Consider the following 23,473-nt stretch of genomic DNA (forward strand, 5'->3'; position numbering starts at 1 on the left):
TCGGTGGGATTACAGGATTTCCAGCAGTTCGACGTCGAACACCAGCGCGCTGAACGGCGGGATGGACGCGCCTGCGCCACGCTCGCCGTAGGCCAGGTTGTGCGGGATATACAGCTGCCATTTGGAGCCGACCGGCATCAGGGTCAGCGCTTCGATCCAGCCTGGGATCACGCCGCTGACCGGGAATTCTGCCGGCTGACCGCGCTCGACCGAGCTGTCGAACACATCACCGTTGATCAGACGACCGGTGTAGTGCACACGCACGCGATCCTGACGGGACGGGATTGGGCCGTTGCCCTGCTCCAGCACGGAGAACTGCAGGCCGGACTCGGTCAACGTCACGTCGTCGCGCTTGGCGTTGTCGTCCAGGAATTTCTGGCCTTCAACGGCCATCGCCTGCTGGCGCTCACGGCGCACCGCGTCCGCACGCTCGTGGATTTCACGCAGCGCACGGTGCACCACGTCTACCGGAACCGCCGGGGCATTCCCTTCCAGCGCGTCACGCAGGCCCGCCAGCAAAGCTTCCGGTTGCAAACCTTCCAGCCCGGACTCTTGCAGCTGCTGGCCGACCTGTAAACCAATCCCGTAACTTGCTTGCGCTTCAACGCTGTCAAAAGAAGGGGTTGTCATGGGGTTTTCCTTAAGTCTGTAAAAAGTCGAAAGCGCAGCATAACAGCGCGTCAATGCCGGGTAAAATCTTGTGTGGAGAATGATGACTTTTGTCGTAGAAAAAGAAACAATAACCTTCTGTTAACGCCCGCAGCCGCAAACCGCGGTTCTGCCGCTCAGCTGCCTTTCGCTTCAATCAGTTAGCGGACTATACTGAAAGCAGGATATCGGGCAGGCGAGGCGCTTGCCGCGCCGCGCTAATTACTACGCCGTCGAAGAGAGGTCACCATGGGCAGAATCGCGCCCAGGAGAAGGAAAACCACCCGCATCTACCAGCCGCTGCTGCGCACCTGGCTGAATGTCAGCCAGCGCCTGAAACCGGGCGCCGCACCCACGTCTGAAGGCGCGGAACCGCCATCGGAGCCACCGCCGGCCAACGACAAAATGCAGCAGGTCAAAGCGCTGCTGGCCAAAGTCTGGCATCTGCCGGACGGTTTCCATTGGATGGAGCCGCTGCCCTACTTCCACCGCCGCTGGGTGCTGATCTTCGGCATCATCCTGCTGCTGGCCCTGCTGTGGCCGTACTCGCCCGAAAGACAGCCGTTCCCGGTTTCCCAGCAGGAAACCAGCGTGCCGCTGCAGGCCGATCTGCAAAACGGCGGCACCACGTCTGCCAACGAACCAACGCCGGCGGGCAACTGGCAGCGTTATCAGATCCAGCCCGGCCAGACCCTGGCCCAGCTGTTTCGCGACAACAATCTGCCGGTGAATGAAGTGTTCGCCATGGCGCAGGTGGAAGGCGGCGACAAGCCGCTGAGCAACATGAAAGCCGGCCAGGAAGTGCGCATCGAACGCGACGCCAACGGCGTGATTAACGCGCTGTCGGTCACCACGGTGGACAACAGCCAGGCGCTGTTCCGCCGCCAGGCCGACGGCAGCTACCGCCGGGAACGCTAATCCCTACAGCTGCGCCAGCAAAAACTCGCGCAGCACCACGCCCTGGTTGTGCTCGGTATCTTTGCTGCCATACAGCAGCGTCAGCGCTTGCCCCTGCCGTAACAGCGCCACCAGCGGCTGCCAGGCATCGTTGGCCGCCAGCTGTTGGCGATAACGCTCCTCGAAGACCGCCCACTGGTCGGTATGCTGATGGAACCACTTGCGCAGCTCATCATCCGGCGCCACCTGTTTCAGCCACTGCACGCCCGTCAGCCGCGCCTTGCTGATGCCGCGCGGCCATAGCCTGTCTATCAGATAACAGTGTTCCGGCGCCGGCGCGCTGAAATCGTAAACCCGCTGTAGCGTAATCTTTGCCATCGCACGCTCTCCTTTTTATCCCGTCTTCAAGCGTAGCGCGTTTTGCCGGGCGCAGAAAAGCAAAACGCCAGCGCGAGGCTGGCGTTTTAACCGGGTTAACAGCAGCGTAAATTACGCTTCTGCAACCACAACTACATTCAGCTGTGCGAACACGTCGCTGTGTACCTGGAAGTGCACTTCGTGCTCGCCAGTAGTACGCAGAACGCCGTTCGGCAGACGAACTTCGCTCTTGGCAACTTCAACGCCTGCCGCAGTCACTGCGTCAGCGATGTCGCGGGTGCCGATAGAGCCGAACAGTTTACCTTCGTCGCCAGATTTGGAAGCGATGGTGACTGAACCCAGTTCGTTGATCTTGGTTGCGCGAGCTTCAGCAGCAGCCAGAACGTCAGCCAGTTTGGCTTCCAGTTCAGCACGGCGTGCTTCGAAGAACTCAACGTTTTTCTTGGTAGCAGGAACAGCTTTGCCCTGTGGTACCAGGAAGTTACGAGCGTAGCCCGCTTTAACGTTAACTTGATCACCCAGGCTGCCCAGGTTTGCTACTTTATCAAGCAGAATAACTTGCATTACCTTATCCTCTCAAAGTCGTTAATGGACAGTGGCCGATTACTGATGACGATCAGTGTACGGCAACAAAGACAGGTAGCGCGCGCGCTTGATAGCACGGGCCAGCTGGCGCTGATATTTTGCACGAGTACCGGTGATACGGCTCGGTACAATTTTACCACTTTCGGTGATGTAGTTTTTCAGCGTAGCGATGTCTTTATAGTCAATCTCTTGAACGCCTTCCGCGGTGAAACGGCAGAACTTGCGACGACGGAAATAACGTGCCATTTGGCTAGTCTCCAGAATCTATCAATTCAATCTGCTCGGCATGCAGAACCAATTTGCTCAGCCCGTTGCGCCCTTGATGGCAGCTTACAAAGCCTTGCACGGTAATCTGACTGCCGACCGTTAATCTTTGAGTTAGTGCTTGTGACTGTTGTCCGCTGACAACCACGGGCATTCGGCACCATGCTTGTCTGCTGAATCCGGCTTCCGTCTGCTGCGAACGGTGCTCTAGCACAAATTGGCAGTGCGGTATCCCGGAAGGACTCACTTTTCGAACCGGCGCCTTGCACACAGTGCCCGACAAAACCAGACGATTAGCCGTCACGGCGGCAATTACTCTTCAGAATCCCCAGCATCTGCATCATCTGCGGTTTCGTTAGCGAAGTCTTCGCGGCGATCGCCACGACGTTCGTCTTTCGCTTTAACCATCGGAGATGCTTCAGTTACCGCGTGCTTAACGCGCATAACCATGCTGCGGATAACGGCGTCGTTGAAGCGGAAGTTAGTTTCCAGCTCATCGATCGCTTCCTGCGGCGCTTCAACGTTCAGCAGAACGTAGTGAGCTTTGTGCAGTTTGTTGATCGGATAAGCCAGCTGACGGCGGCCCCAGTCTTCCAGACGGTGAATCTGACCTTGCGCGTTAGTGATGGTAGCACTGTAACGCTCGATCATGCCCGGAACCTGTTCGCTTTGGTCAGGATGGACCATAAAAACGATTTCGTAATGACGCATCGAATTGCTCCTTACGGATTATTCAGCCTCCTGTCAGGGTCAACCGCGGCCCATGGAAGCAAGGAACGTGTTTAGTGTGCGGCTGAAAAATGACGCGTAATCATACTGACGCAGGGCGGGAAACTCAAGGACTGCGTGGGTTTTATTCGCGTTAATGCAAGGCGCTATGGGAAATAGCACGATTTGCTCGTGGGAGAACCTATGTACGCCGATCCATCGGTTTCAAAAATCTTTCAATGAAATCAGCGCTGAGTCACAAATCTATTTCACTTTTTTTGAAAGAGGCCATCAAAAGCCCCCGCTTTTTAATCCGCCGCAACGGACTAAAATTAACCATATCCGCCGCAGACAGCGCGACGAAAAAGATTTCAGGTTATTCAATGCAGATAAATGACTTTTTGCCGCAGCGACATTCGCTGTCAGGCCGTAACGGCAAAGGGTTAAGAGAGGCACTATGAAACGCATCATTCTCGCAACGGCGCTGGCCGCCCTGTTTTCCGCCAACCTAATGGCCGCAACGGAGATCACCTCGCACCAGGCCGATCAACGCCAGAGCGTCGGCTTCGTCACCCTGAACCAGAACGTGGTTTCGCCGGATGACGCCAGCAGCCAGGTCAGCAAAATCGCCGATCAACGCGGCGCAAGCTCTTATCGCATCATCGCCCTGCACGAACCGGGAGACAACAGCACGATGCACGTCAGCGCCGAGCTGTACCGCTAAAAACGCACGCCACGCCAGGGAAATCCCCAGGGCTTCATCAGAAAGCCCGTTCAGTCCGCACCGGAGCGCCGCCCGTTGGGCGCTCCGCTTCCCTCATCACAGCTTGAGCAGCGTCGGCATGCTGAACGCCTTGCCCGGATTATGTAATTGCAGCGCCATCTGCAGATAATTTGTCCGCGTTTGCAACAGCTCGGCGCTGCCCGTCAGGGTCGCCCGCTGTTCGAACGAGAGCGTATCGGCCGCTGCGGCGTGAGTGGTTGCCGCTTTCGGCGCGGAGGCGAACAGCGCCGTCATGTTTTGCACCGTCTGCGCGGTGATGCGCGACAGCGGATTCGCCTTGTTTTGCCGCGCCTTGCCGTCGGCGGCCCCCAACATCTCGCTGAAGGCCGCTGAATTAAGCTCGGCGCGCGCTTTCATCGTTCCCATTAAACCGGCCGTACTGCCGATGCTTTTTATCATGCCCTCTGCTCCTTGCTGCCCTGAAAGAATTCACGCAGACATTTTCCCCTTCATTCGGCCAAACGATGGCCGAAACAGCCCGCACAGAGCGGCGCAATTCCCTGCATCATGCCCGGCGGAGCATTACAGTTCGCGGCGGAAGAAGTCGGCCGTGGCGGACAGCGCCAGCGGCGTGATACGATGCTTCACCCCCGGTTCGATGAGCGAGGTCAAACGGCCGTCCGAGCCATGCAACCGCAGTTCAGCCGCCAAACGCAGGCTGTCCGCCGCCGGCACCACGTCGTCCGTCTCCCCGTGCCACAGTAGCAGCGGCCGCCCGGCGATCGTCTCCAAACGCCCTTCCAGCTCATACTCCGCCAACACGGCCGTTCGCGCCGCAAACGCCGCCGGCGAGAGCGCCTCGCCCTCTTCGTCCAACGGCGGGAACAGCGTTTGCGCCAGCGAACGGTAATAGCCGGAACCCATCAGGCTGGCGGCCGCCCGGATCCACGGGAAGCGCGCGAAAGCGCCAAGCGCGGTCATGCCGCCCATTGAGGCGCCGGCGACGCCGATACGCCCGTCGACAATCAGGCCGAGCCGCTCAAAATGCGCCTTGATCTGCGGCAGCTCGTCGATATTGCTGCGCAGGATCTCCCAAAACGTGGCCAGACGCCGCGCCTCATCGCCGTCGAACCGCTCGCCGTGCCGATCGGCATCCGGCAATATCGCCCGAAAACCGGCGCGCGCCAGCGCATAGGCGAAGTAGGCGTACACCTCTTTCGACGAGGTATAGCCATGACAGAAGAACACCGTCGGCAATGGCCGGTGATAGTGCCCTGCGGGGACGGCATGGATCACCGCAATATCGCCCGCCCGCTCGTCATGAATTTCGATCATCCGTTCATCCTCAACGCACCTGTTGGCATTCATCATGACAAACTTGCGCCAGCCAGCGTTAGCTCAATCTGTTCCAGCTTATATTGCGTTACACTGAAGCCATCGTACCGGCTCTTTCGAGGTCACCATGACGCTTGTCCGCACACTCATTGCCTTGACGCTGGCCGCACAGCTTTCCGCCTGCGGCATCATGACCACCACGCCGAAACCACCGCCGCCGCCCACCGCACAGGCGCAGGAGATCGTCCGCGCACAGACCGCCGAGCTGGTGAAGATAGGTACCGTCACCGCCGTGGTGCACGGCAGCCCGATGGACGTGGAAGCGGAGATCCAGCGCAAGGCCACCGCCGCCGGCGCCCGGTATTACGTGATCATCATGAACAGCGAAACCATCGTGCCGGGCCAATGGTATTCCCAGGCGATCCTGTATCGGTAAGGCGGGGATTTTTTAAGCAGATTTACACTGGCTTTGCACAGGCTGAAGTAGGGTGTTGCACACTGTCAGACAGCATGCCGCATGTTGCGGGTGCGATTCAGGATCTGACGAAGGGGAACGCCATGAAACGCTCCACCGCACTCACCTCCCTCCTGCTTTCAGTAGGGCTGCTCAGCACCGGCGCACAGTCCGCCGAGCTGGCGCCCGCCGATCGCGTGACGCCGCTCAGTGAAATCGCCGAGATCACCTTTAACGATCTGCCCGGTTCACCGCAGGAGGCGGAGCAGGCCATCGCCCGCACCGCCGGCCAACACGGCGCCAGCTATTACCGCATCCTGCGGATGGAAGAACAGGCGCACCCGCTTGGCTGGCGCGCCTCGGCCATCTTATACCTTTAGTAGCTCATGCAGGCCGCATTCAACACGCCGCCGCTGACGGAGACGCCCCCCAGGAAAATCCCGGCGGCCAGGTGGTTCGCTTCGATCTTGTCGCTGATGCGCGGCATGTAGATCTTCACGGCCGCGAACAGCAGCAGTTGCACCACCAGCGCCACTACGCCCCACAGCAGGTAATCCAGCAGGCTGATCGAGTTGATCGCCGCGCTGGCCAACGGGATCACATACCCCAGGCAAGCGCCGATGAAAGCAAAGGCGGCGGATTGATTATCGGCCTTGATCAGCGCCCATTCGTCGTGCGGAGTGATGCGGGTATAGACGAACAGAAACACCAAAATCATGGCGAAACCGCTGAAGAAATAAGAGGCGAACGCCGCCAACGCGCTGAGAATATCCATGTGCATTTTCCTGTCAGAGTGAGGCTGAATTAAAAAGGTTTTCGCCGCCGCGCGCCACCCTTTTCCCTAACCGCCGATAGCGCGGTTGAGCAGCAGTTCGCACACCTCAGCCGACAGCAGGCTCTCGCCGCGGTGATCCAGCGTCAGGTGGCACCAGGCGTCGGCTATCTGCGGGCTGGCATGCTGCAGCAGCTGCGCGGCACAGCACAGGTCGAACAGCTGCTGGGTCAGCAGCCGCCCCATCTCTTCACGCGGTTGCCGGGCACGCTGCTGCCACTGCCGCCAGGCGTGATCGAACAAGCGATTCTGGCCGCGCACCGGCTGCAGCTCGAACTGCAGCATTTCGAGCGCGCCCGGCAGCTTGTGCAGGCTGCGCAACACGTCCAGACACATGATGTTGCCGGAACCTTCCCAGATGCTGTTGACCGGCATCTCGCGATACAAGCGTGGCAGCTCGCTCTCTTCGCAGTAGCCGATACCGCCCAGCACCTCCATCGCCTCGGCGATGAACGGCATGCCCTGGCGACAGATGCTGCATTTGGCCGCCGGGGTCAGCAGGCGGCTGTAGATCAGTTCGCCCTCATTGCTGCGGCTTTCCCAGGCGCGGGCCAGCCGGAACAGCAACGCGGTATGCCCTTCCAGCCGCAGCGCCATGCGCGCCAGAACCTGGCGCATCAGCGGTTGTTCGATCAGGAGCTTGCCGAACGCCTGCCGTTGCAGCGCATGATACAGCGCCACCGACAGCCCGCGGCGCATCAGGCCGTGGCTGCCGAGCGAGCAGTCGAAACGGGTCAGGCCGCCCATCTTCAGGATATGCCGCACGCCGTCACCCTCATCCCCCAACAGCCAGGCGGTGGCGTCCTGAAACTCCACTTCGCTGCTGGCGTTGGAGCGGTTGCCCAGTTTGTCTTTCAACCGCTCCAGGCGAATGGCGTTGCGGCTGCCGTCCGGCAAAATGCGCGGCAGGAAGAAACAGGACAACCCGCCTTCGGCCTGCGCCAGCACCAGGTGCGCATCGCTCTGCGGCACCGAGAAGAACCACTTGTGCCCCACCAGCCGGTAGGCTTCACCCGGCCCGCGCGCGCCGAGCGGCGCGGCGGTAGTGGTATTGCTCAAAACGTCGGAACCGCCCTGCTTCTCCGTCATGCCCATGCCGATCAGCAGGCCGCGCTTTTGCCCGCCCGGCAGCAGGTGAGCGTCATAACGATCCGACAGCAGCGGCGTCAGCCAGGAGCGAAACTCGACCGGCAACGCCTGCAGCAACAGCGGCGTAGCGCCGAAGGTCATGGTCACCGGGCACAGCGTACCGGCCTCAACCTGCGCATGCAGCATAAAGCGCGCGGCGCGCGCCACGAAGGAACCGATGCGCGCATCCTCCTGCCAGGGCAGGTTGTGCACCCGGTTGGCGATCAGCCCCTGCATCAGGATATGCCAGGCGGGATGAAAGCGAACGTCGTCCAGCCGCTGGCCGGTGGCGTCGTAGCGCAGCAGCTCCGGCGGGTTGGCGTTGGCCAGGCGGCCCAGCTCCAGCGACTCCTGGGTGCCAAGCTGCTGGCCCAGCGAAGCCAATACCTCGGCGTCCCAGCCGCCCTGCTCGCGCTGCAACGCTTCGCGCAGCGGCGTATCGGAGAGAAACAGGTTGCTGTTGCCCAGCGGCTTGGGTTGGTTAAAAACGGTGTGCGTAGTCCAGACCATGAGAGTGCTCCCTGAGAAAAGCGTCAGGAGTAAGTATGGTCGGCGCAGAGATTTCTGCCGAAGGCGGGATCACAAGAGGGGGGAATTAACGGGGGCTCAGGGCCCCCGTCAGGAGGATCAGCCGCGCTGACGCACCGCTTCGAACAGGCAAATGCCGGTGGCGACCGACACGTTCAGCGAAGAGACGGTACCGGCCATCGGGATGCTGATCAGCTCGTCGCAGTGTTCGCGGGTCAGACGACGCATGCCTTCGCCTTCCGCGCCCATCACCAGCGCCATCGGGCCGGTCATTTTGCTCTGATACAGCGTATGGTCGGCTTCGCCGGCGGTACCCACCACCCAGACGTTCATTTCCTGCAGCAGGCGCAGCGTGCGCGCCAGGTTGGTCACGCGGATCAGCGGTACGCTCTCGGCGGCGCCGCAGGCCACTTTCTTGGCGGTGGCGTTCAGTTGGGCAGAACGGTCGCGCGGCACGATCACCGCGTGCACGCCGGCAGCGTCGGCGCTGCGCAGGCAGGCGCCGAGGTTATGCGGGTCGGTCACGCCGTCCAGCACCAGCAGGAATGGCGTTTCCACGCTCTCCAACAGGCCCGGCAGATCGTTCTCCTGATACTGACGCCCTTCGCGCACCCGGGCGATGATCCCCTGGTGCACCGCGCCTTCAACCTTGTCATCCAGCCACTGGCGGCTCGCCACCTGGATCACGATGCCGGTCGCTTCCAGCTCGGCGATCAGCGGTTGCAGGCGGCGATCTTCGCGGCCTTTCAGGATAAACACTTCCAGGAAGCGTTGCGGATCGCGCTCTAACAGGGCTTTGACGGCGTGAATGCCGTAAATAATTTCGCTCATGATGCTCTTTTAAATTCGTGCGGCCGGCGATAACCGGCCGATGGTAACGATGTGCGGCAGGTTAAGCCTGCTCGGCACCTTTCTTCTTGGCTGCGCGTTTGGCTTTGGTCGCCGCCGCGATTTTCCGCGTTTTGTCGGACGCTTTCTTGGCTTTCTTCTTCGCCTTCTTCACGTTGTCCGCGGGCTTGGCGTCATCCTGCTTGCGGAAGGCGCTGTCCGGCTCGAAGTTGGCCGGCGGTTTGCCGCCGCGGCGCTTGCCGCGCCCCGCGCTACCGCTGTCGCGCAGCGTGCGCTGGCCGCCCTTCTTGGCGCGATCGCGCTCGGTTTTGCCTTCACCGCGCGCTTTGCGGGTGCTGGACACCAGCGCGAAGTCGATCTTGCGCTCGTCCATATGCACCGCGTCCACGCGGATCTCCACCGTATCCCCCAGGCGATAGACCGTGCCGGAAGACTCGCCGATCAGGCGCTGGCCGATATTATCGTAGCGATAGTAATCATTATCCAGCGTTGATACGTGCACCAGCCCGTCGATGAACAGATCGTTCAGGCGCACGAAGAAGCCGAAGCCGGTCACGCTGGAGATGATGCCGCTGAACACTTCACCGACGTGATCCTGCATGAAGTCGCACTTCAGCCAGTCGGCGACGTTGCGCGTCGCTTCGTCCGCGCGGCGCTCGGTCATCGAGCAATGTTCGCCCAGCTGCAGCATCTCTTCGAATTCGCTGTGCCAGCCGCCGGTCGGCGTCCAGCGCTCTTTCGGCTCGCCGTGTTCTTTGGCCAGCTGATATTTGATCGCGCGGTGCAGCGCCAGATCCGGATAACGGCGGATCGGCGAGGTGAAGTGGCCGTAAGACGCCAGCGCCAGGCCGAAGTGGCCGCGGTTTTCCGGATCGTAAATCGCCTGCTTCATCGAACGCAGCAACATGGTTTGCAGCATTTCGTGGTCAGGGCGCTCGGACACTTCATCCATCAGCACCGCATAGTCCTTCGGCTGCGGCTTGTTGCCGCCGCCCAGCGTCAGCCCCAGCTCGCTCAGCACGCTGCGCAGCGCGGAGATGTGGTCGTCGCTCGGACGATCGTGCACGCGGTACAGCGCCGGCTCGTTGCGTTTCTCGACGAAGCGCGCGGCCGCCACGTTGGCCATGATCATGCACTCTTCGATCAGCTTGTGGGCGTCGTTGCGCACCGTCGGCTCCACGCGCTCGATGCGGCGTTCGGCGTTGAAGATGAACTTGGCTTCTTCGGTTTCAAACGCGATGCCGCCGCGCTCGGCGCGCGCCTTATCCAGCACCTTATACATCGCGTGCAGCTCTTCCAGGTGCTTGACCAGCGGATGATAGTGCTCGCGCAGCTCCTGATCGCCCTGCAGAATGTGCCACACCTTGTTATAGGTCAGGCGAGCGTGCGAGCTCATCACCGCTTCGTAGAACTTGGCCGTGGACAGGCGCCCCTGGGCGGAGATGGTCATCTCGCACACCATGCACAGGCGATCGACCTGTGGGTTCAGGGAGCACAGCCCGTTGGACAGCACTTCCGGCAGCATCGGGATCACCTGCGACGGGAAGTACACCGAGTTACCGCGGCTGCGCGCTTCATCGTCCAGCGCGGTGCGCGGGCGCACGTAGTAGCTGACGTCGGCGATCGCGACCCACAGGCGCCAGCCGCCGCCGCGTTTTTTCTCGCAGTACACGGCGTCATCGAAGTCGCGTGCGTCTTCACCGTCGATGGTGACCAACGGCAGCTTGCGCAGATCGACGCGGCCCTTCTTGGCCGCTTCCGGCACCTGCTCACTGAGATCGGCCACCTGCTTTTCCACCTGCGGCGGCCAGGTATGCGGGATCTCATGGGTGCGCAGCGCGATGTCCACCGCCATGCTGGTGCCCATCTTGTCGCCGAGGATCTCGACGATCTTGCCGACCGCCTTGGTGCGGCGGGTCGGACGCTGCGTCAGCTCCACCACCACCATAAAGCCCATGCGCGCGCCGCTGACGCTGTCCGCCGGGATCAGAATATCGAAGCTCAGACGGCTGTCGTCCGGCACCACGAAGCCGGTGCCGGCATCCATGAAGAAGCGGCCGACGATCTGGCTGGTTTTCGGCACCAGCACGCGCACGATGCGCGCTTCGCGGCGCCCTCTGCGATCCGCGCCCAAGGCCTGCGCCAGCACCACGTCACCGTGGATCGCCATTTTCATCTGTTCAGCAGACAGGTACAGATCGTCTTTGCTGCCTTCCACGCGCAGGAAGCCGTAGCCGTCGCGGTGGCCGATCACCGTGCCGCGCAGCAGATCCAGACGTTCCGGCAGCGCGTAGCACTGGCGGCGGGTAAACACCAGCTGGCCATCGCGCTCCATGGCGCGCAGGCGGCGGCGCAGCGCTTCCAGCTGCTCTTCACCGCTGAGGCCCAGTTCGTTGCCCAGTTCTTCGCGGCTGGCCGGGGTTTCTCTTTTCGCCAAATGGGCCAGGATATATTCACGACTGGGGATAGGGGATTCGTATTTTTCTGCTTCTCGTTCCAGGAATGGATCTTGTGACATTGCGGTTCCTCCGTTGTCATCAGCAGGATGACGTTGAGCCTTGTCTTCTCAACGTCGTTTTATTCGACAAGCAATAGCTTGTAGAGCGGCGGATTGTCTTCGACCATGTCGGCCAACGTATGCTTATCCAGCTCTTCAAGGAAATTCTGTACGCCCTGTTGGAGCACCTGCTTCAGTCGGCAGGCAGGGGTGATGTGGCAAAACTCGCTGCTGCAGTTAACCAGCGCAAGCGGCTCCAGCGCCCGCACCACGTCGCCGAGGCGAATGCTCTCGGCCGGTTTGCCCAAACGGATGCCGCCATGCTTGCCGCGCACCGCCGTGACAAAACCGACCCGGCTCAACTGATTGATGATCTTCACCATATGGTTGCGAGACACGCCGTAAACCTCGGTCACTTCCGAGATACTGGTCATCTTGTCCTGCGGCAACGAGGCCATGTAGATCAACGCCCGCAGGCCATAATCAGTAAAACTTGTTAACTGCACATCTTACCTCTGGGTATCGTTTTACCCGTCTGATACGCCGCTTTTCGGCGCTATTCAAAAGATTACTCATTGGATAATAAACCAGCCGGAGAGTTCGTCGCTAATTATTTAGCGAATCCCGCGCCCTAAGGCGGGTTTATGAAAGGATTTTTTGACGTGAAACCGCAATCGGAGGGAGTCAGGATAAAAACAAACCGGGACGCGCCCGGTTTGTTTAATGCCGCAAAGCCTGATTATGCGTCGAACGGGTCGCGCAGGATCATGGTTTCGCTGCGATCCGGGCCGGTAGAGATGATGTCTACCGGTACGCCGGTCACTTCTTCGATGCGCTTGATGTAGTTCAGCGCAGCCTGAGGCAGCTTGCTGTGCTCTTTCACGCCAAAGGTGGTTTCGCTCCAGCCCGGCATGGTTTCGTAGATAGGCTCGATACCTTCCCAGCCTTCAGCCGCCAGCGGAGTGGTATCCACTTCGCGGCCGTCCGGCATGCGGTAACCCACGCAGATCTTCACTTCTTTCAGGCCGTCCAGGACGTCCAGCTTGGTCAGGCAGAAGCCAGACAGGGAGTTGATCTGCACGGCGCGACGCACCGCTACCGCGTCCAGCCAGCCGGTACGACGACGACGGCCGGTGGTGGCGCCGAACTCGTTACCCTGCTTGCACAGGTACTCGCCGGTTTCATCGAACAGTTCGGTTGGGAACGGGCCTGCACCCACGCGAGTGGAGTAGGCTTTCACGATGCCCAGCACGTAGTCCACATAACGCGGGCCGATGCCGGAACCGGTAGCCACGCCGCCGGCGGTGGTGTTGGAAGAGGTGACGTACGGGTAAGTACCGTGGTCGATATCCAGCAGAGTGCCCTGAGCGCCTTCGAACATGATCAGGTCGCCACGCTTGCGCGCGCCGTCCAGCAGTTCGGAAACGTCAACCACCATGGCGGTCAGGATGTCGGCGATAGACAGCACGTAGTCCAGCGTCGCCTGATAATCGACGGCTTCAACTTTGTAGTAGTTGACCAGTTGGAAGTTGTGGTAATCGACGATCTCTTTGAGCTTAACGGCGAAGGTTTCTTTGTTGAACAGGTCGCTGACGCGCAGGCCGCGACGAGCCACTTTATCTTCGTAAGCCGGGCCGATACCGCGACCGGTGGTGCCGATCGCTTTGGCGCCGCGCGCTTTCTCACGCGCGTTGTCCAACGCGACGTGGTAAGGCAGGATCAGCGGGCAAGCTTCAGAGAGTAACAGACGTTCGCGTACCGGGATGCCACGCGCTTCGAGTTCACCCATTTCTTTCATCAATGCGTCCGGCGCCAGAACAACACCGTTGCCGATGATGCTGGTGACGTTTTCACGCAGAATACCTGAAGGAATTAAATGAAGGACGGTTTTTTCACCGTTGATTACCAGAGTGTGGCCAGCGTTATGGCCACCTTGGTAGCGCACAACATATTGAGCCCGTTCAGTCAGCAGGTCTACAACCTTGCCTTTACCTTCGTCACCCCATTGGGTGCCCAGTACGACGACGTTCTTACCCATTTTTCAAAATCACCGATTGCTTAAAAATGGATTCTACCACCGTAATTTTCGATTTTCAGCACTTTTAGCATACGATTGCATAAATTTTGGGCTAGACTTTAAAGACCCGTGCGGCCGCTCAACATGTAGTAGATCACGCAGCCCGCAACCACTATTCCTCCGCCAAATCGCCGCAGCGTCGCGTCCGGCAGTTGCGACATCGCCACAATCATTTTGCGCCAGGCCTGCGGAAACAGCATCGGCCCTAATCCTTCCAGCACCAGAACCAGCCCGAGCGCCAGCCAAATCGTTGAGTTCATGCATCCCCCAAAAACGAGAAAGGGCCCGCGTAAACGGGCCCTCGATCAGATTGCCTGCCGCGCTTACTTGCGCAGGGTATCAGGCGACTTCATGTAGCGGAAGAAATCGCTGTCCGGGCTCAGTACCAGCACGTCCTGGTTGTCCTTGAAGCTGGCTTCATAGGCACGCAGGCTGCGGATAAAGGCATAGAAGTCCGGATCCTGGCTGAACGCGTTGGCAAACAGCTTGGCCGCTTCGGCATCGCCTTCACCGCGGGTGATGCGCGCCTGACGCTCGGCTTCCGCCAGGGTACGGGTCACTTCGTAGTCCGCGCTGGCGCGCAGCTTCTCGGCTTCTTCCTGGCCCTGCGAGCGCAGACGACGGGCTACCGCTTCACGCTCGGCGCGCATACGCTGGTAGATGGCGTCGGACACTTCGGCCGGCAGGTTGATCTGCTTGATACGCACGTCGATCACTTCGATGCCCAGCGCCGCCATGCTGTTCGGGTTCACCTGCGGCTGTTTGCCGGTGGTTTCCCGCTCAACGCGCGCCGCCGCAGAGGCGATAGCGTCATCGGCTTCGGTGGTCGCCACTTCTTCGCCGTCACCCACGGTGCCGGTGTTCAGCGCGTCACGCACGTCGGACATCAGCTTGCCGCGCGAGTCGGTCACGATGTCTTTCACGTCCAGGCGGCCGATTTCGGAACGCAGACGGTCGCTGAACTTGCGTTTCAGCAGCACTTCGGCCTGAGAGACGTCGCCGCCGCCGGTCGCCAGATAGTAACGGCTGAAGTCGCTGATACGCCACTTCAGATAGGAGTCGACGATCAGGTCTTTCTTCTCGCTGGTCACGAAGCGATCGGCCTGGTTGTCCATGGTCTGGATGCGCGCATCCAGGTTCTTCACGGTCTCGATGAACGGGATCTTGAGGTGCAGACCCGGCGCATACACCAGCGGTTTGTTTTCGCCGTCGCGCAGAACCTTGCCGAAGCGCAGCACGATGCCGCGCTGGCCTTCCTGCACCACGAACAGCGAAGCGTACAGCACCACCAGCACCGCGAGGACAATAACTACAAAAGACTTACGCATTGATTACTCTCTCCCTACGCGAGTGGTGTCGTCACGCTGCGCATTCGCCCGGCGCTGATCCATAATCGAACCGCCGCTGGTACGCGGAGTGCTGCTGTTGGCAGCCGGCGCAGGATTCGGATTGAGGCGAATCAGGCTGGTATCCTTGTTGCCGCTCTCCGGCGCCGCGCCTTGACCGCGCAGCATCTGATCCAGCGGCAGCACCATCAGGTTGTTGCCTTTGTCGCTCACCAACACCTTACGGGTATGGCCCAGCACTTTTTCCATGGTTTCGATATACAGACGCTCGCGGGTGATCTGCGGAGCGGACTTGTATTCCGGCAACAGCTTGGCAAAGCGCGCCACCTCACCCTGCGCTTCCAGGATGGTACGGTCTTTATAAGCCTTGGAATCTTCCAGCAGACGCTGCGCCTGGCCGTTCGCACGCGGCTGAACTTCGTTGGCGTAAGCTTCCGCCTCACGGATGTATTGCTGCTCGTTTTCACGCGCGGCGATCGCATCGTCGAACGACGCCTTCACCTCTTCCGGCGGACGCGCCGCCTGGAAGTTGACGTCCAGCAGCGTGATGCCCATGTTGTAAGGACGAATGGTCTCTTCCAGCATGCGCTGCGTATCGTTACGCACCACGGTACGGCCTTCGGTCAGGATGCGGTCCATCGAGTATTTGCCGATCACGCCGCGCAGGGCGCTGTCGGTCGCCTGGCTCAGGCTGTCGTCGGCATTGACGACGCTGAACAGGTACGCTTCCGGGTTGGTCACGCGGTACTGCACGTTCATTTCCACGCGCACCACGTTTTCATCGGAGGTCAGCATCACGCCGGACGCCGCCAGCTCGCGCACGGATTCCACGTTCACCGGACGCACGTCGTCGATGAAGGTCGGCTTCCAGTTCAGACCCGGCTGAACCAGGTGGCTGAACTTGCCGAAACGCGTCACGACGCCGCGCTCGGCTTCCTTGATGGTGTAGAAGCCGCTGGCGGCCCAGATCACCACCACGGCCACCGCCGCGATACCGATAATGCGGCCGCTGAAGCCCGGACCAGAGGTGCCGGTGCCGCCACTATTGCTGTTGGAGCCTTTGCCCCCGCCAAAACCGCTCAATTTCTTGCTCAGTTTACGGAAGATATCGTCCAAATCAGGTGGCCCTTGATCACGACCGCCTTTGTTGTTACCGCCAGAGTTGCCGCCATTGTTATTGCTGCTCCCCCACGGGTCGCGGTCCTGTCCGTTATTACCGGGCTGATTCCACGCCATGTTTTAGCTCCATATTCTGTGATTGGGTACTTCAGGCTTTCGCGAAGCATAAATGTAACAGGATATGATCATACGATAAAGTCAATCAGGTCCTGTTCTTGCTTGCAGAGACGACGCCATTCGACGATCGGCATTCGCACCACCACGCCAATGCTGCCGTCCTCTTCGTTCCACTCTTTTTCAATCGCCTGAAGCTGGTAAAAACGGCTGCGAAGACGGCCTGCCCGTGGCGGTAAGCGCAATTCGTAATGCGCGATCTCCCCCGATAAGCGCTCCGTCAACGCCTGATACAGCAACGGAATACCCTCTCCGCTGGCGGCGGACAGCCACACCCGGATCGGCAGGTTTTCGTCGTTGCGGTCGATACGCGGCACAAAATCGTCCAGCATATCTATTTTGTTCATCACTAACAGTGTAGGGATTTCATCCGAGTCTATCTCCGCCAGCACGGTGTTCACCGCTTCGATGTTCTCATCGACGCGCGGATCTGCGGCATCGATGACGTGCAGCAGCAGAGATGCCTGGCGCGTTTCCTGCAGCGTCGCCTTGAAGGCGGCCACCAGATCGTGCGGCAGGTGCCGGATAAAGCCTACGGTATCCGCCAACACGGTATCCCCCACGTCCGGCACGTCAATGCGCCGCAACGTAGGATCCAGGGTGGCAAATAGCTGGTCCGCCGCATACACCTCGGCAGATGTTATTCGGTTAAACAGGGTGGATTTGCCGGCGTTGGTGTAGCCCACCAGCGATACGGTCGGCACATCGGCGCGGGTCCGCGCGCGTCGGCCTTGTTCACGCTGCTTTTCTACCCGCTCCAGGCGGCGCAGAATCAAGCTGATGCGATCGCGTAACAGGCGACGGTCGGTCTCAAGCTGGGTTTCCCCCGGCCCGCGCAGGCCAATCCCCCCTTTTTGCCGCTCCAGGTGCGTCCAGCCGCGTACCAGACGCGTGGCGATGTGACGCAACTGCGCCAGCTCCACCTGCAGCTTACCTTCATGGGTGCGGGCACGCTGGGCGAAGATGTCTAAAATCAGCCCGGTGCGATCGATCACCCGGCATTCGCACAGGCGCTCGAGGTTTCTTTCCTGCGCCGGGGAAAGGGAATGATCAAACAGGACAACAGACGCGCCGCTGGCTTTCACCGCATCTGCAATTTCTTCGGCCTTTCCTTCGCCGACAAAGTACTTCGGATGCGGGGCTTTGCGGCTACCAGTCACCACTTGCAAAGCTTCGACACCGGCTGAGGAAACCAACGATTCGAACTCGTTGAGGTCTTCCGTATCTTTGTCTTGCGAGAAATAGATATGAACCAGTACGGCCTGCTCACCGGCTTCATAACGGTCAAACAAGCGTGCAACCTCTCAAACGGACACTCACCGTGAGTTTGGGGGACATAAACAGCCCGCGGCTGCTTATGCTCCCCGTCATGGTTGACTTGCAACGCGCTTTATTCAGCGTCATCGCTTTCCTGCTGCGGCTGTTGCTGCGCAGACGGATTGTTGCCATGGTGATAGTTGCTTGAACCGCCGCTCGGGTTGTTGCTGTGATGCGAAACCGGACGTGACGGGACAACGGTAGAGATAGCGTGCTTGTACACCATCTGGCTAACCGTGTTCTTCAACAGGATGACAAACTGGTCAAAAGACTCAATCTGGCCTTGCAGCTTAATACCATTCACCAAATAAATAGAAACCGGAACACGTTCACGACGCAATGCGTTCAGGAACGGATCTTGCAAAGATTGCCCCTTAGCCATTCTATCTTTTCCTTATTTGCTTGTTGTTTGTAACTAAGAACCTGTCGGCTCTAAAATAAACGACGTAAAAAAATTTGCGCGCTGAATACTCAGCAATTGTACACAATCACCCAACCTATGCACTAACAACCTGTGTCACCGAGTCCAAAGCCTCTCCCGGCTTTTCACTGTCCAACCAATGGACCGACTCCCAACCCCGTAACCAGGTCATCTGGCGTTTAGCCAACTGACGTGTTGCGCAAATACCACGATAAACCATCTCATCGTAACTAATTTCACCAGACAAGTATGACCACATCTGGCGGTAACCGACACAGCGAATGGAGGGCAAGTCCGTATGCAAATCACCCCGTGCGAAAAGTGCACGCGCTTCCGTCTCAAAACCCGCCGCCAACATTTGATGGTACCGCAGCTCGATGCGTTGATGGATCAACTCACGGCTGGTCGGCGCTATCGCAAATTGGTGAACTTGATACGGTAACGATTCACCCGAAATTTTAGTCAGTTCCGTTAAAGTTTTACCCGAAATAAAAAAAACTTCCAGTGCTCTGGACAGTCTCTGCGGATCATTCGGATGAATTCTCAATGCCGCGACCGGATCGATCGCCTGCAACTGCCGATGCAACGCCTCCCAACCCAGCTCAGCCGCTTGCCGTTCGATGCGCTCGCGCACCGCGGGATCGGCAGACGGCAGCGGCGACAATCCTTCCAACAACGCCTTGAAATACAACATGGTGCCGCCGACCAGCAGCGGAATGCGCCCGGCGGCGGTGATGTCGGCCATCTCCTTCAGCGCGTCGGCGCGAAACTCCGCGGCCGAGTAAGCTTCGGCGGGATCGCGAATATCGATCAGCCGATGCGGCGCCTGCGCCAATTCTTCAGCGCTCGGCTTGGCGGTGCCGATATCCATGCCGCGATAAATCAGCGCGGAATCGACGCTGATCAGTTCCACCGGCAGGCGTTCGCGCAGCGCGATCGCCAGCGCGGTCTTGCCCGAGGCGGTCGGCCCCATGATGAAAATAGCCGGGGGACGTGGTGTCATTTCAGTTTCAGTCATGCTTGAGGGCCGCCAGTGCGGCCTGTAAATCAACGGGTTGTAAAAGTCCGCTCGGTGGCGATTTGACCAGCTGCGGGCAAAGTCGTTCAACGTCGGTCAGCAATTGTATCGCTTGCGAGGTGTTCCACTGTTCATGTTCGCTGCCAAGGCGGCGAGCGAGCCAGGTGGCCAGCACCGCGGGCGACATCTCCTGATGTTCGGCCAGATAGCCTAACAGTTCGGGTATCAGTTTTTGTAAATTTTGTTGGCGTAATGGTAAAGGCACTGCGCGCAGCGTCACACGGCCGTGATCCGCCTGCAGATCCAGCCCCATCATCGCCAGCAGCGCCTGATGCCGCGCGATGGCCGCCACTTCGCGCTTGTCCAACGTCAGCTTGACTGGGATCAGCAGTGGCTGCGGCCGCAGCCCTTCCGTCGGCGGGTTGAGCTGCGCCTGGCGCAGCCAGCGCTCGGCCACCGTCAGATTGAGCAGCGCCGGCTGCTGGCGCTGTTCAATCAACGCGTAGCACGGCGGGTGGATCATCAGCACCCGGCCAAAACTGTGCTGGCCGCCCGCCAACGGCGTTTCCGCTGCGGCTTTCGCCGGCGGGAACAGCGGCGGCTTGCTCGAAACTTCCGGTGCCGCATCGGTCTGCGGCCCGGCGGCGGGCTGCACCAGTTTACCGTACAGCTCGCATTCGCGTTTCTGGTAACCGCCGGTCGTTTGCCAACCCGGCTGCGGTGCGCGCTCGCGGGCGGTGCCGGCCGGTGGCGGCGTCTCGCGACGCGGCGCAGGCTGAGAAAAATGGTTGCCGCCGGCGGCGACGCGGTTTTCCGGCTGCCAGACCGGCGCAGGCGCTTCTTCAGGCGTTTCCGCCAGCGCCAGCGGCGGCGTCTGACCGGCCTGCTGCAGCACGGTGGTTACCGCCTGGTAGATAAAATCGTGCACCAGCCGCGCCTGATGGAAACGCACCTCGTGCTTGGCGGGATGAACGTTGACGTCCACCTGGTGCGGATCGACCTCCAGATACAGCACGTAAGCGGGCTGCTGATCGTCCTTCAGCTGATCCTGATAGGCCTGACGAATGGCGTGATTGATCAAGCGATCTCGCATCATGCGGCAGTTGACGTAGCAGTACTGCATTTCACCCAACTGGCGCGCCCCGGCCGGATCCGCCACCCAGCCGCGGATGCTCAGATCGCCGTGTTGCCAGTCGATATTCAGCGCATGCTGCAAAAACGCCGGGCCGCAGATGCTGCCCAAACGGCGCTCGTGCTGGCTCTCTTCTTTCGCTGCCCGGTATTGACGGATCAGTTTGCCGTTGTGGCTGAGGTTGATCGCCACATCGAAACGCGCCAGCGCGATGCGCCTCACCACTTCGTCGATATGGCCGAATTCGGTTTTCTCGGTGCGCATGAACTTGCGGCGCGCCGGGGTGTTGTAAAACAGATCCAGCACTTCCAGCGTGCTGCCGACCGGGTGCGCGGCAGGTTTGACCGTCACCGCCTGCTCGCGCCCTTCGGCATAGGCTTGCCACGCCTCGCTCTGCTCGGCGGTGCGCGACGTCAGGGTCAAACGGGAAACCGAGCTGATACTGGCCAGGGCTTCGCCGCGAAAACCGAGGCTGACGATCGCCTCCAGGTCGTCGAGCGTGCTGATTTTACTGGTGGCGTGCCGTGCCAGCGCCAGTGCCAGATCGTCCTTGCCGATGCCGCAACCGTTGTCGCGAATGCGGATCAGCTTGGCGCCGCCGCGTTCAATGTCGATATCGATGCGCGTCGCGCCGGCGTCCAGGCTGTTTTCCACCAGCTCCTTGACGACCGACGCGGGGCGTTCAACCACCTCTCCGGCGGCTATCTGGTTGGCGAGCTGTGGCGGTAACACCTGGATAGGCATGCTGACTCCTGTAGCGATGGCGCTAGGCCTGCGGAATGGTCAGCGTCCGATCCAGCGGCGCGACGTCCGACTTCAGATTATTGACCCGTTTCAGATCGCCGACGCTGACCCCGTAGCGAGAAGCGATGGAGGAGAGCGTATCTCCGCGGGCCACTTTATGTTTAGACGGCTTCTTGGCCGGCGTTTTCGCCTTGGCGACGGTGGTGACGGCGGCAGTTTTCCCCGCCGGCACCTTCAGGCGTTGGCCCACCCACACGCCGTCTTTCTTCAGTTTGTTCAGATCCCGCAGCGCCGCCATGGTGGTGCCGTAGCTGTCGGCGATGCCGGACAGCGTTTCCGCCCGCTTCACCACGTGGATCTGGGTCTTGCCGCTTACGCTGCGGCTCGCGCCGGCCGAGCTGACGATAGGCTCAGGCTGGCGCACGTCTGGTGTTGAGGTGTTAACCGCCGCTGCGACGTCCAGCGGTCGGTTTTCCACCTTTGGGTCGGCTTGCAGCGGATGCGCCAGGAAGTAGCTGCGCAGGCCGTTATGAATGGCCTTGGCAATCTTCTCCTGATACGCGCTACTGCCCAGCAGCCGCTCCTCCGTGCTATTACTGATAAATCCGGTTTCCACCAGCAGCGATGGAATGTCCGGCGAACGCAGCACGCCCAAGCTGGCGTGTTCCGGCCGGCGTTTATGCAACGATCCGACGCTCTGCAGCTGCTGCAGCACTTTCACCGCCACGTCGTACCCGACGCGCTGCGAGTGGCCGAACTGCAGATCCAGCACCGCCTGGCTCAGGTAAGGGTCGGCCTGGCTGTTGGCCAGCAGATCGCCGGCGCCGCCGAGCAGCTCGGACTGCTTCTCATGCTGTTCCAGCCAGCCGGCCATTTCGCTGTTGGCGCGGCGGTTGGACAGCACCCAAACGGAGGCCCCGCTGGCGCTGCGGTTTGGCGCGGCGTCGGCGTGGATAGAGACCAGCACGTTAGCGCCCTGTTTGCGCGCGACGTCGGAGCGCCCCATCACCGAGATGAAGTAATCGCCGTTACGCGTCAGCACCGGTTTGAACTGCGGATCGGCGTCCAGCATCGCCTGCAGGCGGCGCGCGATGGCGATGGTGACATTCTTTTCTTTCAGCCCGCTCGGGCCAATGGCGCCCGGATCCTGGCCGCCGTGGCCAGCGTCGATCGCCACCACCACCCGATCGCCGGAACCGGCGGAAACGCGGCTGCTGCGCGGCGTGACTTCTGTGGCGGTGCCTGCGACGACGCTCTGTTTATTGGTAAAGGGATTCGATCCCGTCGGCGCTTTGCGCAGCGGCGGCTCCGGCACTTCACGCACCGCGACCGGCGCCTGACGCGGCGGTGGGGTGACCGCAACCGGCGCAGACGTTTGCACCGGCGCCTTGCGCACCACCGTATTGGCACTGCCTTCGGCCGTAATGGTGAACACTACGGTATGCACGCTGCCGTTCTGGCGGGTGGAGACGCGGGTCTTGGCGCGCTGGGTCAGATCAAACACCAGGCGCACGCTCTGAGCGTCTTTCGGCGCGCTGGAGCGAATGCTTTTCACCAGGTTTTGGCCGCTGAAATTGAGCGGCAGGCCGCCGACCTTGCCCTTCTGGTTAACGTCCAGCACCACGCGATCCGGGCCGTGCAACGGGAAAAACGCGTAGTCCGGCGGGCCATTGAAGCTCACCGACACCGTCGCTTCACGCTGGGCGTTGGACACTTTGATATCGGACAGCGAAGACGCCGCCAGCGCGTTCAGCGCGCCGAGTGACCCCAGCACGGCGATCAGCATGATGACCGCAAATTTTTTCAACACGTGCGTCATTGCAGCATCATCCCTGTGATCCATGAATGCGGTCTAACAGCTGGCTGCCGTAAGTGGAAATCGCCTCGATCTTCGCCTCTCGCCCCTCGCCCTGATAGCAAAGATGCAGCGCCAGATCCGGCTCCGGCAGCACGCCGGTGCCCTGCTGCGGCCATTCGACCAGGCAGATGGCGTCTTGCGCGAAGTAATCGCGAATGCCCATGAATTCAAGCTCTTCAGGATCGGCCAGGCGATACAGATCGAAGTGATACACCGCCAGCGGCTGCAAGGCATAGGGTTCCACCAGCGTGTAGGTCGGGCTTTTGACGTTGCCCTGATGCCCTAACGCCTGCAGGAAACCACGGCTGAAGGTGGTTTTACCGGCGCCCAGGTCGCCGTAGAGATAGATGACGCTGGCGCGATCGCAGGCCTTGGCCAAAGTGGTGCCCAAAGCGACAGTCGCTGCCTCGTCCGGCAGAGGTAAAACGAGTTCTTTCATT

General features: G+C 60.4%; 28 protein-coding genes. 5 read left to right on the forward strand and 23 right to left on the reverse strand.

Annotation, left to right across the window (positions count from 1 at the left end):
• Positions 1-9: 9 nt before the first annotated feature.
• Positions 10-630, reverse strand: coding sequence for an FKBP-type peptidyl-prolyl cis-trans isomerase (fklB, locus tag ACJ8HT_RS05650; protein WP_004933618.1), 621 nt, complete (start codon positions 628-630; stop codon positions 10-12).
• A gap of 267 nt (positions 631-897) precedes the next feature.
• On the opposite strand from fklB, the gene ACJ8HT_RS05655 reads away from it, so the two are divergent.
• Positions 898-1,566, forward strand: a complete 669-nt coding sequence (locus ACJ8HT_RS05655) for an OapA family protein (protein WP_047729278.1) — start codon at positions 898-900, stop codon at positions 1,564-1,566.
• 3 nt (positions 1,567-1,569) lie between these two features.
• On the opposite strand, the gene ACJ8HT_RS05660 is transcribed toward ACJ8HT_RS05655, so the two are convergent.
• The 5 genes from ACJ8HT_RS05660 to rpsF all read right to left on the reverse strand — a co-directional run bounded on the left by ACJ8HT_RS05660 (position 1,570) and on the right by rpsF (position 3,483).
• Positions 1,570-1,923: a DUF488 domain-containing protein gene (locus ACJ8HT_RS05660; protein WP_197652812.1), complete on the reverse strand. Its 354-nt coding sequence runs from the start codon at positions 1,921-1,923 to the stop codon at positions 1,570-1,572.
• A 111-nt stretch (positions 1,924-2,034) separates the two neighbouring features.
• Positions 2,035-2,487, reverse strand: coding sequence for a 50S ribosomal protein L9 (gene rplI / locus ACJ8HT_RS05665; RefSeq protein WP_004933629.1), 453 nt, complete (start codon positions 2,485-2,487; stop codon positions 2,035-2,037).
• Positions 2,488-2,526: 39 nt separating this feature from the next.
• The gene (gene rpsR / locus ACJ8HT_RS05670) at positions 2,527-2,754 is read right to left on the reverse strand and encodes a 30S ribosomal protein S18 (RefSeq protein WP_000135199.1); all 228 of its coding nucleotides are present in this window, start codon (positions 2,752-2,754) and stop codon (positions 2,527-2,529) included.
• Positions 2,755-2,758: 4 nt separating this feature from the next.
• Positions 2,759-3,076, reverse strand: coding sequence for a primosomal replication protein N (gene priB, locus ACJ8HT_RS05675; RefSeq protein ID WP_004933632.1), 318 nt, complete (start codon positions 3,074-3,076; stop codon positions 2,759-2,761).
• An 8-nt stretch (positions 3,077-3,084) separates the two neighbouring features.
• Positions 3,085-3,483 (reverse strand): 30S ribosomal protein S6, encoded by a 399-nt coding sequence (gene rpsF, locus ACJ8HT_RS05680; RefSeq protein WP_004933634.1) that lies wholly within the window; start codon positions 3,481-3,483, stop codon positions 3,085-3,087.
• Positions 3,484-3,719: 236 nt separating this feature from the next.
• Between rpsF and ACJ8HT_RS05685 the strand changes: the two genes are divergently transcribed.
• Positions 3,720-3,941: a hypothetical protein gene (locus tag ACJ8HT_RS05685; RefSeq protein ID WP_194573022.1), complete on the forward strand. Its 222-nt coding sequence runs from the start codon at positions 3,720-3,722 to the stop codon at positions 3,939-3,941.
• Positions 3,938-4,204 carry a DUF1471 domain-containing protein gene (locus tag ACJ8HT_RS05690; RefSeq protein WP_038879189.1) on the forward strand — a complete coding sequence of 89 codons (267 nt, stop codon included), beginning with the start codon at positions 3,938-3,940 and terminating at the stop codon, positions 4,202-4,204. Before ACJ8HT_RS05685 ends, ACJ8HT_RS05690 begins: the two co-directional genes overlap by 4 nt.
• A gap of 96 nt (positions 4,205-4,300) precedes the next feature.
• Here ACJ8HT_RS05690 and ACJ8HT_RS05695 read toward each other — a convergent pair whose 3' ends face one another.
• On the reverse strand, positions 4,301-4,663 hold the full coding sequence (locus ACJ8HT_RS05695; protein ID WP_197652813.1) for a hypothetical protein: 363 nt from the start codon (positions 4,661-4,663) through the stop codon (positions 4,301-4,303).
• Between the two features lie 123 nt (positions 4,664-4,786).
• Positions 4,787-5,539 carry an esterase gene (yjfP, locus tag ACJ8HT_RS05700; protein WP_197652814.1) on the reverse strand — a complete coding sequence of 251 codons (753 nt, stop codon included), beginning with the start codon at positions 5,537-5,539 and terminating at the stop codon, positions 4,787-4,789.
• Between the two features lie 127 nt (positions 5,540-5,666).
• Here yjfP and bsmA point away from each other — a divergent pair, with 127 nt between their 5' ends.
• Together bsmA and ACJ8HT_RS05710 are read left to right on the forward strand one after the other, a co-directional pair.
• Complete coding sequence (gene bsmA / locus ACJ8HT_RS05705) at positions 5,667-5,975, forward strand: biofilm peroxide resistance protein BsmA (protein ID WP_197652815.1); 309 nt, start codon at positions 5,667-5,669, stop codon at positions 5,973-5,975.
• Between the two features lie 122 nt (positions 5,976-6,097).
• Positions 6,098-6,373 (forward strand): DUF1471 domain-containing protein, encoded by a 276-nt coding sequence (locus tag ACJ8HT_RS05710; protein ID WP_033638652.1) that lies wholly within the window; start codon positions 6,098-6,100, stop codon positions 6,371-6,373.
• On the opposite strand, the gene ACJ8HT_RS05715 is transcribed toward ACJ8HT_RS05710, so the two are convergent.
• The 15 genes from ACJ8HT_RS05715 to tsaE form a co-directional block, all read right to left on the reverse strand.
• Positions 6,370-6,768: a DUF350 domain-containing protein gene (locus ACJ8HT_RS05715; protein ID WP_015376394.1), complete on the reverse strand. Its 399-nt coding sequence runs from the start codon at positions 6,766-6,768 to the stop codon at positions 6,370-6,372. The genes ACJ8HT_RS05710 and ACJ8HT_RS05715 overlap by 4 nt on opposite strands.
• Positions 6,769-6,834: 66 nt before the next feature.
• Entirely contained in the window at positions 6,835-8,463 is a 1,629-nt protein-coding gene (locus tag ACJ8HT_RS05720) for an isovaleryl-CoA dehydrogenase (protein WP_197652816.1), read from the reverse strand.
• A gap of 117 nt (positions 8,464-8,580) precedes the next feature.
• A complete protein-coding gene (rlmB, locus tag ACJ8HT_RS05725) occupies positions 8,581-9,312 on the reverse strand; it encodes a 23S rRNA (guanosine(2251)-2'-O)-methyltransferase RlmB (RefSeq protein WP_038879203.1) in 732 nt (243 codons plus the stop codon).
• 61 nt (positions 9,313-9,373) lie between these two features.
• Positions 9,374-11,848, reverse strand: coding sequence for a ribonuclease R (gene rnr / locus ACJ8HT_RS05730; protein WP_197652817.1), 2,475 nt, complete (start codon positions 11,846-11,848; stop codon positions 9,374-9,376).
• Between the two features lie 59 nt (positions 11,849-11,907).
• Complete coding sequence (nsrR, locus tag ACJ8HT_RS05735; RefSeq protein WP_015376391.1) at positions 11,908-12,333, reverse strand: nitric oxide-sensing transcriptional repressor NsrR; 426 nt, start codon at positions 12,331-12,333, stop codon at positions 11,908-11,910.
• Between the two features lie 233 nt (positions 12,334-12,566).
• Positions 12,567-13,865, reverse strand: coding sequence for an adenylosuccinate synthase (locus ACJ8HT_RS05740; RefSeq protein WP_033648701.1), 1,299 nt, complete (start codon positions 13,863-13,865; stop codon positions 12,567-12,569).
• Positions 13,866-13,963: 98 nt separating this feature from the next.
• The gene (locus ACJ8HT_RS05745) at positions 13,964-14,164 is read right to left on the reverse strand and encodes a DUF2065 domain-containing protein (RefSeq protein ID WP_004933666.1); all 201 of its coding nucleotides are present in this window, start codon (positions 14,162-14,164) and stop codon (positions 13,964-13,966) included.
• Between the two features lie 63 nt (positions 14,165-14,227).
• Complete coding sequence (hflC, locus tag ACJ8HT_RS05750; RefSeq protein WP_004933669.1) at positions 14,228-15,232, reverse strand: protease modulator HflC; 1,005 nt, start codon at positions 15,230-15,232, stop codon at positions 14,228-14,230.
• A 3-nt stretch (positions 15,233-15,235) separates the two neighbouring features.
• Positions 15,236-16,486 carry an FtsH protease activity modulator HflK gene (gene hflK, locus ACJ8HT_RS05755; RefSeq protein ID WP_038879209.1) on the reverse strand — a complete coding sequence of 417 codons (1,251 nt, stop codon included), beginning with the start codon at positions 16,484-16,486 and terminating at the stop codon, positions 15,236-15,238.
• Between the two features lie 68 nt (positions 16,487-16,554).
• The gene (gene hflX / locus ACJ8HT_RS05760; RefSeq protein WP_004933675.1) at positions 16,555-17,835 is read right to left on the reverse strand and encodes a ribosome rescue GTPase HflX; all 1,281 of its coding nucleotides are present in this window, start codon (positions 17,833-17,835) and stop codon (positions 16,555-16,557) included.
• Between the two features lie 98 nt (positions 17,836-17,933).
• On the reverse strand, positions 17,934-18,242 hold the full coding sequence (gene hfq, locus ACJ8HT_RS05765) for an RNA chaperone Hfq (protein WP_004933678.1): 309 nt from the start codon (positions 18,240-18,242) through the stop codon (positions 17,934-17,936).
• A 115-nt stretch (positions 18,243-18,357) separates the two neighbouring features.
• Positions 18,358-19,299 (reverse strand): tRNA (adenosine(37)-N6)-dimethylallyltransferase MiaA, encoded by a 942-nt coding sequence (miaA, locus tag ACJ8HT_RS05770; protein WP_197652818.1) that lies wholly within the window; start codon positions 19,297-19,299, stop codon positions 18,358-18,360.
• Positions 19,292-21,175: a DNA mismatch repair endonuclease MutL gene (gene mutL / locus ACJ8HT_RS05775; protein WP_197652819.1), complete on the reverse strand. Its 1,884-nt coding sequence runs from the start codon at positions 21,173-21,175 to the stop codon at positions 19,292-19,294. Before mutL ends, miaA begins: the two co-directional genes overlap by 8 nt.
• A 22-nt stretch (positions 21,176-21,197) precedes the next feature.
• Complete coding sequence (gene amiB, locus ACJ8HT_RS05780; protein ID WP_197652820.1) at positions 21,198-22,994, reverse strand: N-acetylmuramoyl-L-alanine amidase AmiB; 1,797 nt, start codon at positions 22,992-22,994, stop codon at positions 21,198-21,200.
• A 7-nt stretch (positions 22,995-23,001) separates the two neighbouring features.
• Complete coding sequence (tsaE, locus tag ACJ8HT_RS05785) at positions 23,002-23,472, reverse strand: tRNA (adenosine(37)-N6)-threonylcarbamoyltransferase complex ATPase subunit type 1 TsaE (RefSeq protein ID WP_038879220.1); 471 nt, start codon at positions 23,470-23,472, stop codon at positions 23,002-23,004.
• Position 23,473: the final 1 nt, after the last annotated feature.

The organism is Serratia sp. CY44782, from assembly GCF_052168715.1.
Classification (GTDB): domain Bacteria; phylum Pseudomonadota; class Gammaproteobacteria; order Enterobacterales; family Enterobacteriaceae; genus Serratia; species Serratia nevei.

What these genes read in the sequence shown, in the direction of transcription:
- fklB (WP_004933618.1), bottom strand. Translation starts at nt 630, where the DNA reads ATGACAACCCCTTCTTTTGACAGCGTTGAAGCGCAAGCAAGTTACGGG.
- ACJ8HT_RS05655 (WP_047729278.1), top strand. Translation starts at nt 898, where the DNA reads ATGGGCAGAATCGCGCCCAGGAGAAGGAAAACCACCCGCATCTACCAG.
- ACJ8HT_RS05660 (WP_197652812.1), bottom strand. Translation starts at nt 1,923, where the DNA reads ATGGCAAAGATTACGCTACAGCGGGTTTACGATTTCAGCGCGCCGGCG.
- rplI (WP_004933629.1), bottom strand. Translation starts at nt 2,487, where the DNA reads ATGCAAGTTATTCTGCTTGATAAAGTAGCAAACCTGGGCAGCCTGGGT.
- rpsR (WP_000135199.1), bottom strand. Translation starts at nt 2,754, where the DNA reads ATGGCACGTTATTTCCGTCGTCGCAAGTTCTGCCGTTTCACCGCGGAA.
- rpsF (WP_004933634.1), bottom strand. Translation starts at nt 3,483, where the DNA reads ATGCGTCATTACGAAATCGTTTTTATGGTCCATCCTGACCAAAGCGAA.
- ACJ8HT_RS05685 (WP_194573022.1), top strand. Translation starts at nt 3,720, where the DNA reads ATGAAATCAGCGCTGAGTCACAAATCTATTTCACTTTTTTTGAAAGAG.
- ACJ8HT_RS05690 (WP_038879189.1), top strand. Translation starts at nt 3,938, where the DNA reads ATGAAACGCATCATTCTCGCAACGGCGCTGGCCGCCCTGTTTTCCGCC.
- ACJ8HT_RS05695 (WP_197652813.1), bottom strand. Translation starts at nt 4,663, where the DNA reads ATGATAAAAAGCATCGGCAGTACGGCCGGTTTAATGGGAACGATGAAA.
- yjfP (WP_197652814.1), bottom strand. Translation starts at nt 5,539, where the DNA reads ATGATCGAAATTCATGACGAGCGGGCGGGCGATATTGCGGTGATCCAT.
- bsmA (WP_197652815.1), top strand. Translation starts at nt 5,667, where the DNA reads ATGACGCTTGTCCGCACACTCATTGCCTTGACGCTGGCCGCACAGCTT.
- ACJ8HT_RS05710 (WP_033638652.1), top strand. Translation starts at nt 6,098, where the DNA reads ATGAAACGCTCCACCGCACTCACCTCCCTCCTGCTTTCAGTAGGGCTG.
- ACJ8HT_RS05715 (WP_015376394.1), bottom strand. Translation starts at nt 6,768, where the DNA reads ATGGATATTCTCAGCGCGTTGGCGGCGTTCGCCTCTTATTTCTTCAGC.
- ACJ8HT_RS05720 (WP_197652816.1), bottom strand. Translation starts at nt 8,463, where the DNA reads ATGGTCTGGACTACGCACACCGTTTTTAACCAACCCAAGCCGCTGGGC.
- rlmB (WP_038879203.1), bottom strand. Translation starts at nt 9,312, where the DNA reads ATGAGCGAAATTATTTACGGCATTCACGCCGTCAAAGCCCTGTTAGAG.
- rnr (WP_197652817.1), bottom strand. Translation starts at nt 11,848, where the DNA reads ATGTCACAAGATCCATTCCTGGAACGAGAAGCAGAAAAATACGAATCC.
- ACJ8HT_RS05740 (WP_033648701.1), bottom strand. Translation starts at nt 13,865, where the DNA reads ATGGGTAAGAACGTCGTCGTACTGGGCACCCAATGGGGTGACGAAGGT.
- ACJ8HT_RS05745 (WP_004933666.1), bottom strand. Translation starts at nt 14,164, where the DNA reads ATGAACTCAACGATTTGGCTGGCGCTCGGGCTGGTTCTGGTGCTGGAA.
- hflC (WP_004933669.1), bottom strand. Translation starts at nt 15,232, where the DNA reads ATGCGTAAGTCTTTTGTAGTTATTGTCCTCGCGGTGCTGGTGGTGCTG.
- hflK (WP_038879209.1), bottom strand. Translation starts at nt 16,486, where the DNA reads ATGGCGTGGAATCAGCCCGGTAATAACGGACAGGACCGCGACCCGTGG.
- hfq (WP_004933678.1), bottom strand. Translation starts at nt 18,242, where the DNA reads ATGGCTAAGGGGCAATCTTTGCAAGATCCGTTCCTGAACGCATTGCGT.
- miaA (WP_197652818.1), bottom strand. Translation starts at nt 19,299, where the DNA reads ATGACTGAAACTGAAATGACACCACGTCCCCCGGCTATTTTCATCATG.
- mutL (WP_197652819.1), bottom strand. Translation starts at nt 21,175, where the DNA reads ATGCCTATCCAGGTGTTACCGCCACAGCTCGCCAACCAGATAGCCGCC.
- amiB (WP_197652820.1), bottom strand. Translation starts at nt 22,994, where the DNA reads ATGACGCACGTGTTGAAAAAATTTGCGGTCATCATGCTGATCGCCGTG.
- tsaE (WP_038879220.1), bottom strand. Translation starts at nt 23,472, where the DNA reads ATGAAAGAACTCGTTTTACCTCTGCCGGACGAGGCAGCGACTGTCGCT.